Raw genomic sequence first — 15,655 nt, forward strand, 5'->3', positions numbered from 1 at the left:
CACAAAAAAAGAGTGAGGGTGTCCCAAAAGTAAACTCTGGAACACCCTCATCAGAAAAATTAGATGAGTTTCGGAAGAAACTAAGAGGCTAAGCGGTCCGTTCTCGCTTAGCTTCTTGGTTTTTAGCGTCTACCGCTGCTTTCTTGAGCAGATTGTGGGCAAGGGAAAGCCACCCGACCTCCAGACTTACTTTTGGTAAGCCTCGAAGCAGGAACCTTTTAAAGCCTCGATTGTTCTTCATATCGCCAAATACGGGCTCCGGCTCGATCATGCGCCTCACGGCCAGAGCATAGCCTTCTTCGCTGCGGAGTTTTTGCCTTGCTTGGTTCTTTAGCCGCCAATACTTCATGCTGACTTTGATCTCTCGATCTCCTTGGGCTTTCGTACACTGAGGCTTTAGCGGGCACTCCTCACAACCGGCGCTGCGGTAATGACGGTATTCGATTTCATACCCACTTTCTGTTTTCTCCTTACTTACTCGGCGGAAATGGAGCGTTTGACCCGCTGCACATGTCCACGTATCCAGTTCGCTGTTGTAGGTCCAATTGTCAATTTTGCTGATGTCCTTTTGCCATGCCTTACTTTTTTCGCGGTGGTACGTACTGTATTTGACGATGGCTTCAACTTCGTTCTGCTCCAAGTAGTCATAATTCTCCTCGCCGCCATAGCCCGCATCGGCAATGACGGTGTTTGGCAGTTTGCCGAACTGTGATTTTATTTTCTCCAGATGAGGGATGAGACAGCGAGTATCGGTTGGTCGCTGGTGGACGCTGTAGCCGAGAATGAACTGATTTTCGGTGCCGATCTGAACATTGTAACCCGGCTTGAGCTGGCCGTTTCGCATGTGGTCCTCTTTCATCCGCATAAACGTGGCATCATGGTCCGTTTTGCTGTAGCTGTTTCGCGTGCCTAAAATTGTCTCATGCGTCTCATACTTTTGGAGGCGAGGAAGCAGATCCTTGCGGATTGTGCGTACCGCTTTCTTTAGTGGTTTGTCTTTTGGTTTCTCCTGCAGACGCTCTTCCAATTGCTTGACAGCATGCTCCAACTTTTCACTGGTGATGGTAGAAGATTCGCCTATTTCAAGAAGATCCTTGCCCTCGTGGATTCTTTCTTCATACTTCTCAGCTTCTTCAATAGTGGCGAACAAAGTCTGGACTTTCTCCTGAAGTTTGGCCTTGTGCTTCACGACAGCTTTTCCCCAAACAAATGTATACCGATTGGCATTGGCTTCGATCTTGGTGCCGTCGACAAAATAATGCTCCAGTTGCACGTAGTTCTCCTCAACCAGAAATTGAAGCACCGCGGTAAACACGGTCTCCAGTACGGCTTTCATGCGCTCTGATCGAAAACGGTTGATAGTACGAAAGTCTGGGCGCTGCCTGCCTGCGATCCACATAAACATGATGTTTTCACGGACGGCCTTGGCGATCTGACGAGAAGAGTAGATACGCTGAGTGTAGGCGTAAATAATGATTTTGGTGAGCATCTTGGGGTGATAGCTGTCTCGTCCGCCTCCGGGGTAAGCCGCATCGAAGATGGCGTCGTCAAGACGATTGACAGCGGCGTTGACCACACGAACGAGGTGATTTGCGGGAATGTCTTCTTCTAAATCCATTGGTAAGCAGAGTTGATCCATGGTATATTGAATGTACAAAGAAACCGGCTCCTTTTTGTAAATGGTGGGTGGAACTTCCATTTTAACAAAAAGCGGTTTCTTTTTGTTTAACTTAATGAAAAGAGGGCCGTCCCTCAGTCATTTATGATGACTTTTGGGACACCCTCGCTTTCTAGGCATAAATCCTCTATCACTTGCATTTTATAATAATAGAAAGTCGCTAACTCCCGCCAATCGAAAGGAGAAGAGTAGTATGGAAAAAGTAATAGACCAGCTCGGTAAGACCAGAGAGCAGTTGTTTCATGAGGTTTCTTCTCTGAGTTTTGACGATTTCAATCGACGATTTGAGGCGGAGAAATGGAGTATCGCCCAGGTTTGTCATCATTTGTTTATTACGGAAACTTTATTTGGAAAATCGATTCTCTATGGGCTGGAAAAGAAGAAGCCAGTCGGCGGGGAACACATACCAATTCAGCTTGTATCAGACAGGACTAAAAAGATTCAAGCCCCTGAAATTTCAGAACCAAGTTCAGAACCTTTCCAAGTTCCGCAAATCATTCAACTATTAAGCGATTCACGAAATACATTCATGAATGTTCTTACTCAAATCGACGACAAATCGGTCTTGAAGACAATAGCAGTAAAGAATCCTGCTTTTGGCAACCTGCCATTAGATCAATGGGTGGAACTCTTGTATTTACACGAGCAACGGCATATTGAGCAAATTAAAGAGCTAAAAGCACTGTGCTAGTAAACGACAGTTACGAATTACGGAATAAATACAATCCAAATCCCAGGGTATCCCGCCCCCAACGCAAATAGGTCCTTCTCCAAGACCTGATTCGTGCGAGCATGGCATCGCAATCTGGATCGTCGGGATTTTCGTGACAATAATTTTCGATCGATGAAGAATAAAGCCATTCGTAATCATCCCAGTCATCTTCATTTGCCACATAAGACCAGAGCGGAATCATACCTAATTCCTCTGCAACGATCACATTCTCGGCATGGCTTTTTAAATCAGACTCTGCAGCTCCTCCAAGCGCCTGCAAATATTCCGAACAAGGACGCTGTTTCCAGTAGCCCTCACCAATTAGAATATAACCATTTTTGTTTACAAGGCGTTTCATCGCTTGCAGGGTAGTATCTAGTCCGCCCAATGCATGGGTGGAGCCAATGCAAATACCCAGATCACTACGAATCATCCACGTGTTGTCTTATATGGATATTCTATCATTTAGCATCCCGTCCTACATATACGATCATCCATCTACGAACTAGAAGTTAAGAAAGAGCACCAAAAAAGCCCTTCCTATCTAGGAAAGGCTTTGGTCCGCAGCGTTGATCATGCCAGATCGTTCTGCCAGATATTCTATCAAATGAACGGCTCGTACCCGATCCCCCATTTTTTCACGTTCGATTCCCAGCTTCATTTGCAACAGACAGCCTGGATTGGTCGTGACAATCGTCGTCGTCTCTGTCTCTTTGACATCCTTCATTTTATGATCCAGGATCTCCATCGAGGCATCGTAGTTCACGATGTTGTAAATACCTGCTGAGCCACAGCACATATTGGCATTATTCATCTCGATCAGATCCACGTTAGACAAGTTCTTCAACAATGAGACAGGCTCTTCGGTAACTTTTTGCACATTTGTCATATGGCAAGAGCGTTGATACGTGACTCTCTCAGCCGATCTTTTTTCACCCTGAATTCCTCCGCACAAGACAAGAACCTGGGAGATATCCTTCGTTTTCTTCACAAATTGCTCTGCACGTTCTGCCCACTCCGGTTCGTCGGCCAATAGATGATCGTATTCGACCATCATCGCACCGCATCCACCTGCATTGTTTACGATGAAATCTACATCGTTTCGCGCAAAAGCAAGGATATTTTTCTTCGCCAAATTCTTGCTCTCATCAAGCTCTCCTGTGTGGGCATGCAGGGCGCCGCAGCAGGTCTGGTTTTCCACGACGATCACATCACAGCCGACCTCCGCCAAAAGCTGTACAGACAACTGATTGATCCGGCGAAACATGGCGTCCATGACACAGCCGACAAACATTGCGACCGTGTATTTGCGCTCTCCTTTAGCCGGCGTAAAGGCAGGAAGACTGGCACGCTGCGCAGGCGCTACGGCTGGCGGGGGGATCTTCTCGAATTCGCCTAGATGCGCCGGCAGCTTTTTCATCAAACCGCTCTTTCTCGCCAGCTTTTGGACACCGCTTTTTTCGTAGACCCACATCGCATTGCCGATCAGATTCATGGCTTTACGGCTGGGGAATACCTTTTTGAACAAAAGATTGCGCATCGCCTTTTGCGGGACTGTGAACGTTTTTCTCCGCGTGATGGCAGCCCGGGCTGATTCCAGAATGGCGCCGTATTCTACACCAGTCGGACAAACGGTTTCGCAAGCCCGGCACCCCAGACACAGATCCAGCGGCTCTTCCAGAACGGACAAATCCTTGATTTTGCCTTCTCCCGCCATCTTGACCAGGTTGATGCGACCGCGGGGGGAATGGGTTTCCACTCCCATCGTCAAGTAAGTCGGACACGCTGGCAAGCAATACCCGCACTGCACACATTTATTCGTCTTGTCGTAATTCAATTCGCTGCGCAAAGCGGCAAGCTGTTGTTCCTCTGGTTTCATTCGCTCAACACCAACTTTTGTCCCGGTTCAGGAAAAATTTTGCCAGGGTTCATAATGTTGTTCGGGTCCCAAGCCTGTTTGATACGCTTCATCATATCGAGACCAGCCGCACCTAACTCCATTTCCATAAACGGCGCCTTCATCACGCCGATCCCGTGCTCACCCGACAACGTTCCGCCGAGCTGGACGGCCGCTTCAAAAATCTCAGCAACGGCTTTTTCCACACGCGCCATCTCTTCTTTGTCAGACTTGTCCGCGATAATATTAGGGTGAAGATTTCCGTCTCCCACATGACCAAAAACGACGAGGTGGATTTGGTATTTTTCCTTGATTTCTTGCAGACGGCGGCACATTTCCGGGATTTTGCTGCGCGGAACCGTAGCATCTTCGGAAATCTTCGTCGGCTTCACCCTCACAATCGCAGGAGAAACTAGCTTTCTCGCCTTCCATACCTCTTCTTTTTCTTCCTTTGTTTGCGGGACGCGAACTTCTCTTGCTCCAATTTTCTGGCAGACATGACGTACCTGTTCCGCTTCGTCGCGAATCGCCGCCGGATGTCCGTCCAATTCAATCAAAATCAAGGCTTCTGCATCCGTGGGCAATCCCGACGGTTTGTAATTCTCGACAGCTGTCATCGAGGCTTGATCCATCAGCTCCATTTTGGATGGCAGGATTCCAGAAGTTAAGATCATAGAAATCGCTCGTCCCGCGTCAACCAGGCTGTCGAAAATCGCCATCACCGTCTCAGAAGCAGGTGGCTTGGGAATCAGACGCAATATTGCTTTGGTAATAATCCCCAGAGTCCCTTCCGACCCGACGACCAATTTGGTCAAGTCATAACCGGTGACGTTTTTGACCGTTTTTCCCCCGGTGCGAATGATTTCTCCTTCAGGTGTGATCAACTCCAGCCCGATCACATAATCCTTCGTCACCCCGTACTTCAAGCCGCGCGGCCCCCCGGAATTCTCGGCGAGATTTCCCCCGATTGTGGATACATGCGAGCTGCTGGGGTCAGGTGGATACATCAGGCCCTTTTTCTCTGCTGCTTTATGAATATCAGCGGTCAAGACCCCTGGTGAGACAATGGCAACCAGATCTTCTTCATCCACTTCCAGCAGGTCGTCCATGACAGACAGATCGATGACCATTCCGCCTTTGACCGGGAGCGGGCCTCCGCTTAGACTGGTTCCCTGCCCTCGGGGATACACGGGAATTTTCTCGCGGTTCGCAAACTTGACCAGAGCAGCCAACTCCTCCACGCTCTTGGTCTGGATGACCACATCGGGAAGATAGGTTCCAAATGATGCGTCAAACGAATAGCTGAAACGATCACTTTCCTTCGTCAGTACCTGACCGGTTTTTACGATATCGCGAATCTCTTTGATATGTCCTTCTGTCATCTTTTCCATTTTTTCTCCTCATGTTGTTTGTCTAGAAAAACAGATCCAGTTTCTTCTCCGCGTTCTTGAGGTGAATGATACATTGAATTTTTGCCAGTTCCGGTTCCTCCATCTCGATTGCGTGCAAGATGTTCTGATGCTCTTGATAGACTGCTTTTCGTTTCTGCTTTAATCCCAGGTTGGGCAACAGCGTGATTTGCAAAGCTCTTTCGTACAAGGAGGACAGACTTTCCATCGCCTGGATCATGATCGGGTTGAGTGTTGCCTGGATCATGGACCGGTGGAATTCCATGTCGGCTTCCATTCCGATTTTACTGTCATCCGCCATCTCTTCTTCCAACCAGCGCAGTGCTTCCCGCATGCGTTCCAGATGCTCAGGTGTCCTCCTGAGGGCTGCCAGATAAGCAGCCTCAGGCTCCATGATTTTTCTCATCTCAAAAAGATGACTGATAATTTCCGCATCGTCTTTTTCAATGTGGATATTGCCAAAGATGTTGGGACCGTTATTCTCCTCGACGAAGCTTCCTCCGCCTTGACGCGAGTTGATCACCCCTGCTGCCCGAAGGACGCTGAGGGCTTCCCGGATCGGGATTCTGCTTACACCAAACTGATTGGCCAACTCCATCTCCGTCGGCAGTTTTGAACCGGGAGGGTATTTGCCTGATTCAATCATCTGTAACAATTCTCGCGAAATCATCTGCGACAGCTTTTCTTTCGACATAACCATTCTCCGATCTTTGTATTTGTAATACAAATATTAAGGGTTTTTGAGGAAAAAGTCAATTTTTCCGCTAAAAATTGAACATTGTATTACAAATATCAAGCGGGTTGATATAAATAAAAGCTCATGATGGCGATCATCCATAATGAACTTTTATTTATAATATGCAATTGAAAGGATTTGCCCTGTCTTAGCTTAGCTGCTTGCCCAAGGTTTCCGGCAAGAACAGGAGAACGAGAAGGGCAGCCAGCCCAAAGGCAATCGCGAGGAAACCAAATGCCGCTCCCAAACCGATGCTTGTGGCCATAAATCCAATGACTGTAGGCGCAGTTGCCGCAACCCCGCGTCCAAAGTTATAGCAGAAGCCTTGTCCAGTGGCGCGGATCTCTGTCGGGAACAGCTCGGCCAGAACGGCGCCAAATCCGCTGAAGTATCCGGAACCGAAGAAGGCGACGAATGGACCCAGAATCAGCAGGCGAGTCGCATCACTCGTCATGCCATAAATCGGGACAAGGATAGCCGCCATGACGAAGAACAGGATAAAGGCTTTCCTTCTTCCAAACTTGTCCGCCATAAAGCCAAACAACACGTATCCAAACCAGGCTCCCGTCTGCATGATGACAATCCAGGTCGTGGATTTCATGATATCCAGCCCTGCTCCGCCTTGCTCAATCGGCGTGCCTAAAAAAGAAGGAATCCAGGTAAACAAGCCCCAGTAACCAAACTGGGCACAAACGCTCAACAGAGCTCCAAGAATGGTCCAACGAAGAACTTTGCCGGAAAACAGCTCAGCAAGTTTTGGTTTGCTCTTCGTTTTCTGTTTCGATTCCTCTGCCTTCATTTTCTCCCAGATCTCGGGTTCTTTCGTTCCTTTTCTGATCCAGATGGCGACGAGAGCTGGTACAATCCCGAAGAAGAAAACACCTCTCCAGCCCCAAATCGGAGAAATAACGCCAGCGACAATAGCAGCCAACGCATAGCCGACTGCCCACGCACTTTGCACCAAGCCCATCGCTTTACCGCGGTGTTTCGCATCCCATGTCTCGGTGATCAAAGCCGCGCCCGCAACCCACTCTCCGCCCATACCAATCCCCAGCAAGAAGCGGAAGATAGCCAGATGTGTAATCGTTTGCGAGAAGCCGCATAGAAAGGTAAACAAGGAATAAATCAAAATACTGAGCATCAATGATTTCGTGCGGCCATACCGGTCCGCTACCATACCAAAAAGAATTCCGCCAATGGCTGAGCTAAGCAAAGTAAGCGTTGCCAAAAAGCCGCCCATTGTTTGGTCCATTTGCAGATCGCTCATCACATGAACCAAAATCATCGAGTACAGCATGACGTCCATCGAATCCAGCGCCCAACCTGAGCCGGCTGCGATCAATGCGCGCCACTGTGTTTTCGTCACTTCTTTATACCAGGGCTTGTTCGATACTTGAAGTTGAGACATTTGCAACAGCTCCTCTCCTTGTTTTCCTATGTTAATCCAAGCAATTCTGCCGGGTTGACACAAGCCATTTGTTCAATCTCTTTCTCATCCATTCCCTGCTCCAGCAAGATCTGGACAAAATGACCGTACCCTTCCGTTGGTGACGGGTGATTGGCCTGTCCAAAATCGGTTTGCAGGATGCATTTCTCAATGCCAATCTGGCGCATGCCTGCTACCAGTTCATCCGGTTCGATCGATTTCCACAGCGGCATCAGGGTCAACATCGATTTTTCTACATAGGCTCCCATGCGGACCAGTTCGATCTGGAGGGAAAGATCCATTTTATTGATTTTGAGATCCGGATGTGCGACGAGCACTTTCTCCACGCCTCGCGAAATCGCTGTCTGCGTGAGAATTTTCGTTTCCAGAGGGGATAGATGTCCCGTAGCCAGCACAGCTCCTGATCCCTTGATCAAGTCAATGATGTCATAGACTACCGGCAATAGCTTCCCGTCTTCGGAGAGAATCGTAATGCCCTTCTGCGGCAACAGACGGATGGTGGATTTTTGCTCTTTGTAGTCGCTTTTTCCTCCGTAGTGATCCAGATGATGCTTGGCTGATCCCGTCGGCATCCAGATCAATTTCGCCCCTTGTTGAATCGCCATATCCACGGCATATGGATTCAGACCGCCCACGTATTCATTCAGAACAAGCGAACCGTATACCTCGATTCCCTCCACCACTTTGCTGACAAGCTGTGCGCGTGAAACCGTAGACTCCTCATGTGCCTTTAGGACAATGGCCCGCATCCCTGCTTCTTTTGCCTGTTTCGCCAATTCAAAATCATTGACAGATCGTGGAAAGATACTTGGACTGGAGTGAACGTGAATGTCGATTGCTCCTTGTAAACCTTTCATGAACATCTCACCATCTTTCTCTTTTACACTTTTAGCCGGAATTTCTCTTCCACCCACGGAATGCTTATCTCTATCTCACTGTCCTGGGTTGGAATGATCTTCGTTTCTTCGTCCGTTCTTTTGATTTCCAACACCCTATCATGCCCGGGAACGACAATATCCGCCCATTGCTTGATGAAGCGAATGCTCTCCCTGCTCTTTTCATCGTCCCACGTATCGGCCACATCCCCGCTAGTCAATTCCGAGATGTTTTTTACTGCATCCGAAGCAAGCGCCCATTTCTTCCCCTGGTATTCGAGAAGGAGTGAGTACAGGCCAGGTGTATGGCCGGGAGTAAGCCGCCATGGCAGCCCTTCCACCATCCCTGATTCTCCAGACAGGATTTCCAGTCTCCCGGAATCTCTTAATGCCGGATACATCTGTGCGGGAACTGCGAGATCCACTTCGCCATTCTCTTCGATATGTGCCACTTCCGCTTCATGCAGGTAGAAGGTAGCATTTGGAAACAACGGATAATTGACCGCATGATCAAAATGAAAATGGCTGATCAGCACCGTGCCAATCTCCTCTGGCTTTACCCCGCATTCTTCCAGCCTCGACAAGAGGGTATAACGCTCGTTAAAGCCTACCGTATCAAATAGAATGGGTGGTTTGCCCACCTGGCGAATCAGTACGCAGCTGCTCCAACCAAGAAAACCACGGCTCGCTCTTCCTGGAAAGCCTTGAAACAAGAGGGTAATCTCCATGCTCAAACCCACCTTTTGTTTGAAAAAACGAGAAAAATCCACAAGGTTATCTTACAACCTCATCAACTTGTATGAACAAGTTGTACTACAAATAACAAGATATTTCCTCATCACTCTCTTTCCCACGAATGAAATCGTATGTTTTTTTAGGTGTTATCAACAATATCGCATTAATTTTCATTTGTCTATATTTTTAAACAAGAAATTATTCAATAATTTTGATTGATTTGTATTACATGTGATTTATAATTGTAATACAAGTTATGTCCAAATTAGAAAGGTGATCCTATGTACGACTATGTCATTATTGGTGGTGGCATTGTGGGTCTTTCTACCGGTTATGCCCTCATTCAAAAATATCCGCAAGCAAAAATCGCCGTCATCGAAAAAGAAAACACCCTCGCATTTCACCAAACAGGTCATAATAGCGGGGTGATTCATTCCGGTATCTACTATAAGCCGGGAAGTCTGAAGGCAAAACTGTCTAAAGAAGGCGGCGACTTATTGCGCGCCTTTTGCAACGAGAATGAGATCCCGTACGAAATGTGCGGGAAAGTCATTGTCGCTACTGAAAAGCAGGAATTGCCCCTGCTGGAAAATTTGTATAAGCGCGGCCTGGAGCATCAGCTGAATATCTCCTTGATCGATTCAAGCCAGCTCGCAGAGATCGAGCCGCATGCTTATGGCCTTCAAGCGATCCAGGTGATGGATGCGGGAATCGTGCAATACAAGCGTGTCGCAGAAGCGATGGCCAAAATCATCCAAGAGAAGGGCGGCACGATTCTCTTGCGCACGAAGGTTGAAAAGATCGTGGAAGGAAGTGCCGGCCTCGAAATCGTGTGCAACAACAACACGATCCGCAGCAAATACTTGATCAACTGCGCCGGTTTGCACTCCGACCGTATCGCTTCCCTTCAGGGACTGAAAACGAATATGAAAATCGTTCCTTTCCGCGGTGAGTATTACGAATTAAAGCCTGAGAAGCACCATCTGGTGAAGCATTTGATTTACCCTGTACCCAATCCCAACTTTCCATTTCTCGGTGTTCACTTCACGCGCATGATGGATGGACATGTTCACGCTGGTCCCAATGCGGTGTTGAGCTTCAAACGGGAGGGCTATCGCAAAACCGATTTCCATCTGAGAGACTTCGCAGAAGCGGTCACCTATCCGGGCTTGTGGAAGGTCGCTTCCCAAAACCTCGGAGAGGGCTTGAAGGAAATCGTTCGTTCATTAAGCAAAAAAGTGTTCGTCCAAAGTCTCCAACGCTTGATCCCGGAAATCACCGCAGACGATCTGGTGGTATCGGAAAATGGCGTGCGGGCGCAAGCTCTTACCCGGGATGGAAAAATGGTGGATGATTTCTTCATCGTCAATGACAAACGGTCCACTCATATTCTGAATGCTCCTTCCCCGGCTGCTACGGCATCGATCGCAATTGGTCGAAGCATTTGTGAGCGGATCCAGAAACCCGACCTGTTGTAAGATACAAAATGGCGGTGGCTAAAAAGTCCCTAATGTAGGAAAGAAGCTGGCGATGAACGTATCATTTTACACCAGCTTCTTTCTTGTAATAATAATTTAAGCCCACGCACTCGACAGATTCCTTACACGATTGGGTTTTCAGAAATCAATTACTGGTCCTCTTCGCGCTACCTTCATCATCGACCGGTAAGGCATCGCCCAATATTCCGATATCTTCAATACCAAGGGGGACGAAACGCTGCGCGTTATCGAAGCCCTGCAATTAGGCGGCCTGTGTCGATGGATTGGAGCGCGTAGAGTCTACAGTCTCTAAAAACGTAGAGCCTTCCTTCCTTTTTTGATTATGTCTTACGAATCGTAACACTTACAACTGCTGCTAAATACAAGATCGAGAAAACGATAGCCCTCAAAAATGAGTTGTCGGCTGAATCGTTATTGTAAATGGAGACAGATAGCGAAACTACTACCCACCCAATTATATAAACGAGGAGGCCGTATAGCATTTTCTTAAGAATCCTCATCTTCCAACTTCACCCCACACTAGAGAAGATTACTGATGATCTTCCCTGTGATCAAAGACCAAGCCCTTTCACTTGTTAGTCAGTTGCCATGATCATTCCTTAATCATACCGCTCATCCTCTTCCCTTACCTCGCCGTCTACGATCAACTCCAGCTCCGTCTCAAAATTCAGCATGATCTCAATCGGCAACTGCTCGACCAACTCCTCGATCTTTGCCAGCTGCATGGCCTCCTCCAGCGTCTTCGGCGGCTGCTCCAATCCCTCAACCCAGTTGCGCACCTCTTGCATCAATGCATAGAAGGAAGCCTCGAACTGGTTGGCATCCTCCTCGGCCTCATCTTCTTCGCTGCGCTTCATCTTCTCCCAATTGTCGAGCATCGTCCTCAAGGCTTTATCCATCACGGTATTCACACCTCCTCTGCCAACACGAAGTTCGGTTTTTTGCCACTTTTCATAGCCCGGATGAGTCATTTTAAAAAAAGCCATCACTGTTATGATTATCGTATCACATTGATTCTCATCGCGTAACGGAAGGGGGGAGAACCCTGAAAAGACGATGGAGAAGCCCATGCATTCCACGTGCGATGCTTTTGCTCAGCCTTGTCTTGCTATGCCAGTGGTCATTCTTGCCGGTAAAGTCATTGCTGGCGGCAACGGATTCCTTGCAGGCAAAGCTTGACCAGGCAGCCCCGGGAGATGTCATCACCATACCAGCCGGAGAGTATGATGGTCCCTTTCGCGTGACGAAGCCTCTCACGCTGCAAGCATCAGGCGAAGTCATACTTCGTACTGCGACAGATGATCCCGTCCTCACCATCGACAGCAACCAGGTGATCTTGCGCGGGCTGAAGCTGCAGGACAAGCGGATCAATCAGCCGCTCGCCACATTGGTCATCCGCGGCAACCAGAACCTGGTGGAGCAGGTGGAGATCGATACGATGGGGACAGGCATTCAGCTTCGCGACGCAAGCTTCAATGAACTGCGCCAGATTCGCGTGACAGGGCATGTCCTCGATCCCACTGAATCCGCGGCTGACATCGGGCATGACCACAGCGCCCATATGCTGCTCACGCAAAAACAGCAAGATGCGAATACCAAAGCGAAAAAAGGGAATGGCATCGATCTGCGGCAATCCCACCAAAATCGCCTTTTCGGCAACCAGATTATCAATGCGTTTGACGGCTTGTATCTGGAGAACAGCCACGAGAACCTGCTTGAACAAAATCAGGTAGAAAAATCCCGCTACGGCATCCATCTTATGGGCACCTCCAAAACCCAGGTTTTGGAAAATACAGGAAACGGCAATGTCACAGGTGCGATGCTAATGGATACCGCCACCGCTACCGTTCGCAACAATCGTTTTCTCAAGCAAAAAGACAATCCCAACTCGCAAGGCATCCTGCTCTATTCGGTAACCGACTCGCTGCTCGAAGGCAATCGCATCGAAGGGAATCGGGTCGGACTGTATGTAGAGAATTCCAGCGGGAATGACATCACCAACAATGAATTGATGCTCAACTTCATCGGGATGCAGGTCAAGGATTCGGCAGACAACCAGCTTGTCTTTAACCAATTTGTCTCCAACGTGATTCAAGCCCAAGCGCAGGACAGCGAAGCAGATTCCTTTGACGGCAACTACTGGGACAATTTGCAGGGCCTTGACGTCAACGGTGACGAGAGAAGCGATCTTTCCTATGAGATGAATCCGTTCTTTCTGGCCTTGACTGATGCCGTCCCTCCCTATCAGCTATTTTTTCAATCTCCGGGTTTTGTCTTTTTGGAAAGTCTGTTTTCGACAGGAAGCGTGCAGGTCCGGGATGCAAGCCCCTTGATGACGCCGATTTCCACTGTTGATCAGGGTGGTCCACTCGAATCTTCGCGGACACAAACCGGACTTCTCGGAGCCCTGCTTCTGCTCATCAGCTTAACTTTTATCTATATAGGAGTGAAACGAAAATGAAAACGTTGAAAATGGCCATTCTCTCTGTTGTAGTAGGCATGGGACTCTTGTTGGTCGGATGCGGAAAAGAAGAACCGCAAGCCGTCGCAATCCAGGAGGGCGTAGACAAATGCGAAATCTGCCATATGCATGTTCCGGATGACTTCAATGCGACACAAATTTTGTTAAAGGATGGACGCACGCTCAAATTCGACGATATCGGCTGCATGAACGAATGGGTCACCCAAAATGGCGTCGATAACATCAACGTCCAATTTGTGCGCGACCACAATACGGAAGAATGGTTCAATGCCGAGCAAGGAGCCTTCGTTTACGATTCCACTCTGACGACGCCTATGGGCTACGGGATCTACTCCTTCAAGGAAGCCACTGCCGCCGAGAAGTTTATCCAGGATCGAGGAACAGGCACCCTGATGAAATATGACGATCTGGCCAAACACAGCTGGGAGCGCAACATGAGCCATGATCAAAGTCACGGCAGTCATGATGGGGGTTCTAGTTCTTCTACGCACGGCGGCACTGATAGCCAGCATACAAAACACTAACTTAAGGAAGTGGGCAAACGTGCACATGTATCACATCGCCAGACGGGAGTTGAAAATGGGCTTTCGCAATCCCTGGTCCTACTCCTTTTTGGCCCTGTTTACCCTCTTTACTCTCGCCTTGATGGTGATTCAATCCCGCTCCTATCTGGAAGGGTATACGTACACGACAGGAACCATGCTGACTTTGGTCCTCTACCTCCTGCCGCTGATGACGATCCTGCTTTCCTCCTTTTCCCTGACGGCGGAAAAAGAGGAGGGCAGCTGGCAATTGCTTTCCACCTACGCGTTGACGACGTCGTCCTTTTTGCTGGGAAAATACTTCGGTCAAGCGCTGGTGCTGATCGCCATCGTCTGTTTTGGGTACGGGCTCTCCGGCGTGATTGGTGCTTTGCTCGGAGCGGGTTTTTCCTTTTCGACGCTCCTCTTTCTCTTGAGCTTTTCCATCTGCCTCATCCTGATGTTTCTCGGGATCGCCATGCTGATCGGAGCGTTGAGCAAAAATCGCTGGCAAGCCCTCACTTGGGGCGTCAGTATCTGGTTTTTCCTGATTCTCGCATGGCCCACGCTGCTGATCTCGGCGCTCAGCTTCGTCCCCTACACGTGGATCAAGCCCGTCCTGCAGTTCGCCACGATCCTGAATCCCGCCGAGCTGGTGCGTCTTTTCTCCGTGATTTCACTTGGCGGGGGCTCGATTTTCGGCCCGGAATACTACAAGTGGGTCAATTGGTTTGACTCCCCATTCGGTGTCGTCGGTTTCATCACCTTGTGCTTTATCTGGATCAGCCTGATGCTCTTGCTGGCTGCCTTTGTGTGGGAAAGGGGGAGAAGGCATGACTGAGCTGGGATTGCGCATCAAGCAAGCAGAAAAAAAGATCGACAAGAAACAGATCGTCCATCCCTTCGACCTGCATATCGAGCCTGGGGAGGTCGTGGCTCTTTGTGGTGGAAACGGAGCTGGAAAAAGCACGATTCTGCGGATGATCGTGGGGATTTTGCAGCCGAGTGCAGGCAGCATCGAGCTGAATGGGTTGAATTGGAGGGAACAACGCGTCGAATACTTGGAGCAAATCGGCTACATGCCGGACCACTTCCAGTTTACAGCAGGATTGACGGCACGTGAGACTCTTTCCTTCTACGCTTCCTTGCGAGGTGTACCGAAAGCCAAGGTGGACGACGCCCTGCATTCCGTCGGCTTGTACGATGCGAGAGACAAAAGAATGACGCAGTTTTCCAAAGGGATGCAGCAACGACTGTTGTTCGCCCAAGCCATCATCGCCCATCCGTCCCTCGTCGTTCTGGACGAACCTACCAATGGACTCGACCCCTACTGGATGGACGCTTTCGTCGAGCTGGTCAAGGACTTGAAGACTGCCGGTCAATCCGTCATCTTTACGACGCACCAGCTGCAGGTCGCCGATGCCGCCTCCGACCGGGCCATCTTCCTGATGAACGGACAGATTGTCGAATCCGGCACCATCGAGGAATTTCGAACTCGCTATGGCGTATTGGGATTGCATGGCGCTTTCTCGGAGCTGTCTTCACATCCTACTCGGCCCGTCTCGGCACCGGATCAAGGCAGCCCCTTGTCTTCCCCAGCCTCGGATAAGCCGGGGAAGGTGTCCGTCAAGATCAAGGGACGCGCAGAAGATTAATGCAAAAAA

The 15,655-nt window shown here is 49.1% G+C and carries 15 protein-coding genes; 6 read left to right on the plus strand and 9 right to left on the minus strand.

Features of this window, described 5'->3' with window-relative positions; genetic code table 11:
* Nucleotides 1-88: 88 nt before the first annotated feature.
* Nucleotides 89-1,657 carry an IS1182 family transposase gene (locus T458_RS36565; protein WP_023555990.1) on the minus strand — a complete coding sequence of 523 codons (1,569 nt, stop codon included), beginning with the start codon at nt 1,655-1,657 and terminating at the stop codon, nt 89-91.
* Between the two features lie 214 nt (nt 1,658-1,871).
* Here T458_RS36565 and T458_RS36570 point away from each other — a divergent pair, with 214 nt between their 5' ends.
* Nucleotides 1,872-2,369 carry a DinB family protein gene (locus T458_RS36570; protein WP_023555991.1) on the plus strand — a complete coding sequence of 166 codons (498 nt, stop codon included), beginning with the start codon at nt 1,872-1,874 and terminating at the stop codon, nt 2,367-2,369.
* A gap of 10 nt (nt 2,370-2,379) precedes the next feature.
* Here T458_RS36570 and T458_RS36575 read toward each other — a convergent pair whose 3' ends face one another.
* The 7 genes from T458_RS36575 to T458_RS36605 all read right to left on the minus strand — a co-directional run bounded on the left by T458_RS36575 (nt 2,380) and on the right by T458_RS36605 (nt 9,482).
* Nucleotides 2,380-2,823 (minus strand): lytic polysaccharide monooxygenase auxiliary activity family 9 protein, encoded by a 444-nt coding sequence (locus T458_RS36575; protein ID WP_023555992.1) that lies wholly within the window; start codon nt 2,821-2,823, stop codon nt 2,380-2,382.
* Nucleotides 2,824-2,934: 111 nt separating this feature from the next.
* Complete coding sequence (locus tag T458_RS36580) at nt 2,935-4,269, minus strand: (Fe-S)-binding protein (RefSeq protein WP_023555993.1); 1,335 nt, start codon at nt 4,267-4,269, stop codon at nt 2,935-2,937.
* On the minus strand, nt 4,266-5,669 hold the full coding sequence (locus tag T458_RS36585; protein ID WP_031305534.1) for an FAD-binding oxidoreductase: 1,404 nt from the start codon (nt 5,667-5,669) through the stop codon (nt 4,266-4,268). The genes T458_RS36580 and T458_RS36585 overlap by 4 nt, the downstream gene beginning before the upstream one ends.
* Nucleotides 5,670-5,700: 31 nt before the next feature.
* Nucleotides 5,701-6,390 (minus strand): FadR/GntR family transcriptional regulator, encoded by a 690-nt coding sequence (locus T458_RS36590; RefSeq protein WP_051410030.1) that lies wholly within the window; start codon nt 6,388-6,390, stop codon nt 5,701-5,703.
* Between the two features lie 190 nt (nt 6,391-6,580).
* On the minus strand, nt 6,581-7,840 hold the full coding sequence (locus T458_RS36595; protein WP_023555996.1) for an MFS transporter: 1,260 nt from the start codon (nt 7,838-7,840) through the stop codon (nt 6,581-6,583).
* Nucleotides 7,841-7,866: 26 nt separating this feature from the next.
* Nucleotides 7,867-8,736, minus strand: a complete 870-nt coding sequence (locus tag T458_RS36600; RefSeq protein ID WP_144083814.1) for a DUF6282 family protein — start codon at nt 8,734-8,736, stop codon at nt 7,867-7,869.
* 23 nt (nt 8,737-8,759) lie between these two features.
* Nucleotides 8,760-9,482: an MBL fold metallo-hydrolase gene (locus T458_RS36605; protein ID WP_023555998.1), complete on the minus strand. Its 723-nt coding sequence runs from the start codon at nt 9,480-9,482 to the stop codon at nt 8,760-8,762.
* Between the two features lie 288 nt (nt 9,483-9,770).
* On the opposite strand from T458_RS36605, the gene lhgO reads away from it, so the two are divergent.
* The gene (gene lhgO / locus T458_RS36615) at nt 9,771-10,967 is read left to right on the plus strand and encodes an L-2-hydroxyglutarate oxidase (RefSeq protein ID WP_023556000.1); all 1,197 of its coding nucleotides are present in this window, start codon (nt 9,771-9,773) and stop codon (nt 10,965-10,967) included.
* Nucleotides 10,968-11,587: 620 nt separating this feature from the next.
* On the opposite strand, the gene T458_RS36620 is transcribed toward lhgO, so the two are convergent.
* Nucleotides 11,588-11,887 (minus strand): hypothetical protein, encoded by a 300-nt coding sequence (locus T458_RS36620; protein ID WP_252989821.1) that lies wholly within the window; start codon nt 11,885-11,887, stop codon nt 11,588-11,590.
* Between the two features lie 227 nt (nt 11,888-12,114).
* On the opposite strand from T458_RS36620, the gene T458_RS36625 reads away from it, so the two are divergent.
* The 4 genes from T458_RS36625 to T458_RS36640 are packed head-to-tail and all read left to right on the plus strand — an operon-like array spanning nt 12,115 to nt 15,646.
* Nucleotides 12,115-13,449, plus strand: a complete 1,335-nt coding sequence (locus T458_RS36625) for a right-handed parallel beta-helix repeat-containing protein (protein WP_252989791.1) — start codon at nt 12,115-12,117, stop codon at nt 13,447-13,449.
* Complete coding sequence (locus T458_RS36630) at nt 13,446-13,994, plus strand: nitrous oxide reductase accessory protein NosL (protein ID WP_023556003.1); 549 nt, start codon at nt 13,446-13,448, stop codon at nt 13,992-13,994. The genes T458_RS36625 and T458_RS36630 overlap by 4 nt, the downstream gene beginning before the upstream one ends.
* A 19-nt stretch (nt 13,995-14,013) precedes the next feature.
* On the plus strand, nt 14,014-14,832 hold the full coding sequence (locus tag T458_RS36635) for an ABC transporter permease (protein ID WP_023556004.1): 819 nt from the start codon (nt 14,014-14,016) through the stop codon (nt 14,830-14,832).
* Nucleotides 14,825-15,646, plus strand: a complete 822-nt coding sequence (locus tag T458_RS36640; protein ID WP_023556005.1) for an ABC transporter ATP-binding protein — start codon at nt 14,825-14,827, stop codon at nt 15,644-15,646. Before T458_RS36635 ends, T458_RS36640 begins: the two co-directional genes overlap by 8 nt.
* Nucleotides 15,647-15,655 lie beyond the last annotated feature (9 nt).

The sequence above is a fragment of the Brevibacillus panacihumi W25 genome (genome assembly GCF_000503775.1).
GTDB classification, from domain to species: Bacteria; Bacillota; Bacilli; order Brevibacillales; family Brevibacillaceae; genus Brevibacillus; species Brevibacillus panacihumi_A.

Coding starts and splice junctions, on each gene's coding strand:
- T458_RS36570 (WP_023555991.1), top strand. CDS start 1,872: ATGGAAAAAGTAATAGACCAGCTCGGTAAGACCAGAGAGCAGTTGTTT.
- T458_RS36575 (WP_023555992.1), bottom strand. CDS start 2,823: ATGATTCGTAGTGATCTGGGTATTTGCATTGGCTCCACCCATGCATTG.
- T458_RS36580 (WP_023555993.1), bottom strand. CDS start 4,269: ATGAAACCAGAGGAACAACAGCTTGCCGCTTTGCGCAGCGAATTGAAT.
- T458_RS36585 (WP_031305534.1), bottom strand. CDS start 5,669: ATGACAGAAGGACATATCAAAGAGATTCGCGATATCGTAAAAACCGGT.
- T458_RS36590 (WP_051410030.1), bottom strand. CDS start 6,390: ATGTCGAAAGAAAAGCTGTCGCAGATGATTTCGCGAGAATTGTTACAG.
- T458_RS36595 (WP_023555996.1), bottom strand. CDS start 7,840: ATGTCTCAACTTCAAGTATCGAACAAGCCCTGGTATAAAGAAGTGACG.
- T458_RS36600 (WP_144083814.1), bottom strand. CDS start 8,736: ATGAAAGGTTTACAAGGAGCAATCGACATTCACGTTCACTCCAGTCCA.
- T458_RS36605 (WP_023555998.1), bottom strand. CDS start 9,482: ATGGAGATTACCCTCTTGTTTCAAGGCTTTCCAGGAAGAGCGAGCCGT.
- lhgO (WP_023556000.1), top strand. CDS start 9,771: ATGTACGACTATGTCATTATTGGTGGTGGCATTGTGGGTCTTTCTACC.
- T458_RS36620 (WP_252989821.1), bottom strand. CDS start 11,887: ATGGATAAAGCCTTGAGGACGATGCTCGACAATTGGGAGAAGATGAAG.
- T458_RS36630 (WP_023556003.1), top strand. CDS start 13,446: ATGAAAACGTTGAAAATGGCCATTCTCTCTGTTGTAGTAGGCATGGGA.
- T458_RS36640 (WP_023556005.1), top strand. CDS start 14,825: ATGACTGAGCTGGGATTGCGCATCAAGCAAGCAGAAAAAAAGATCGAC.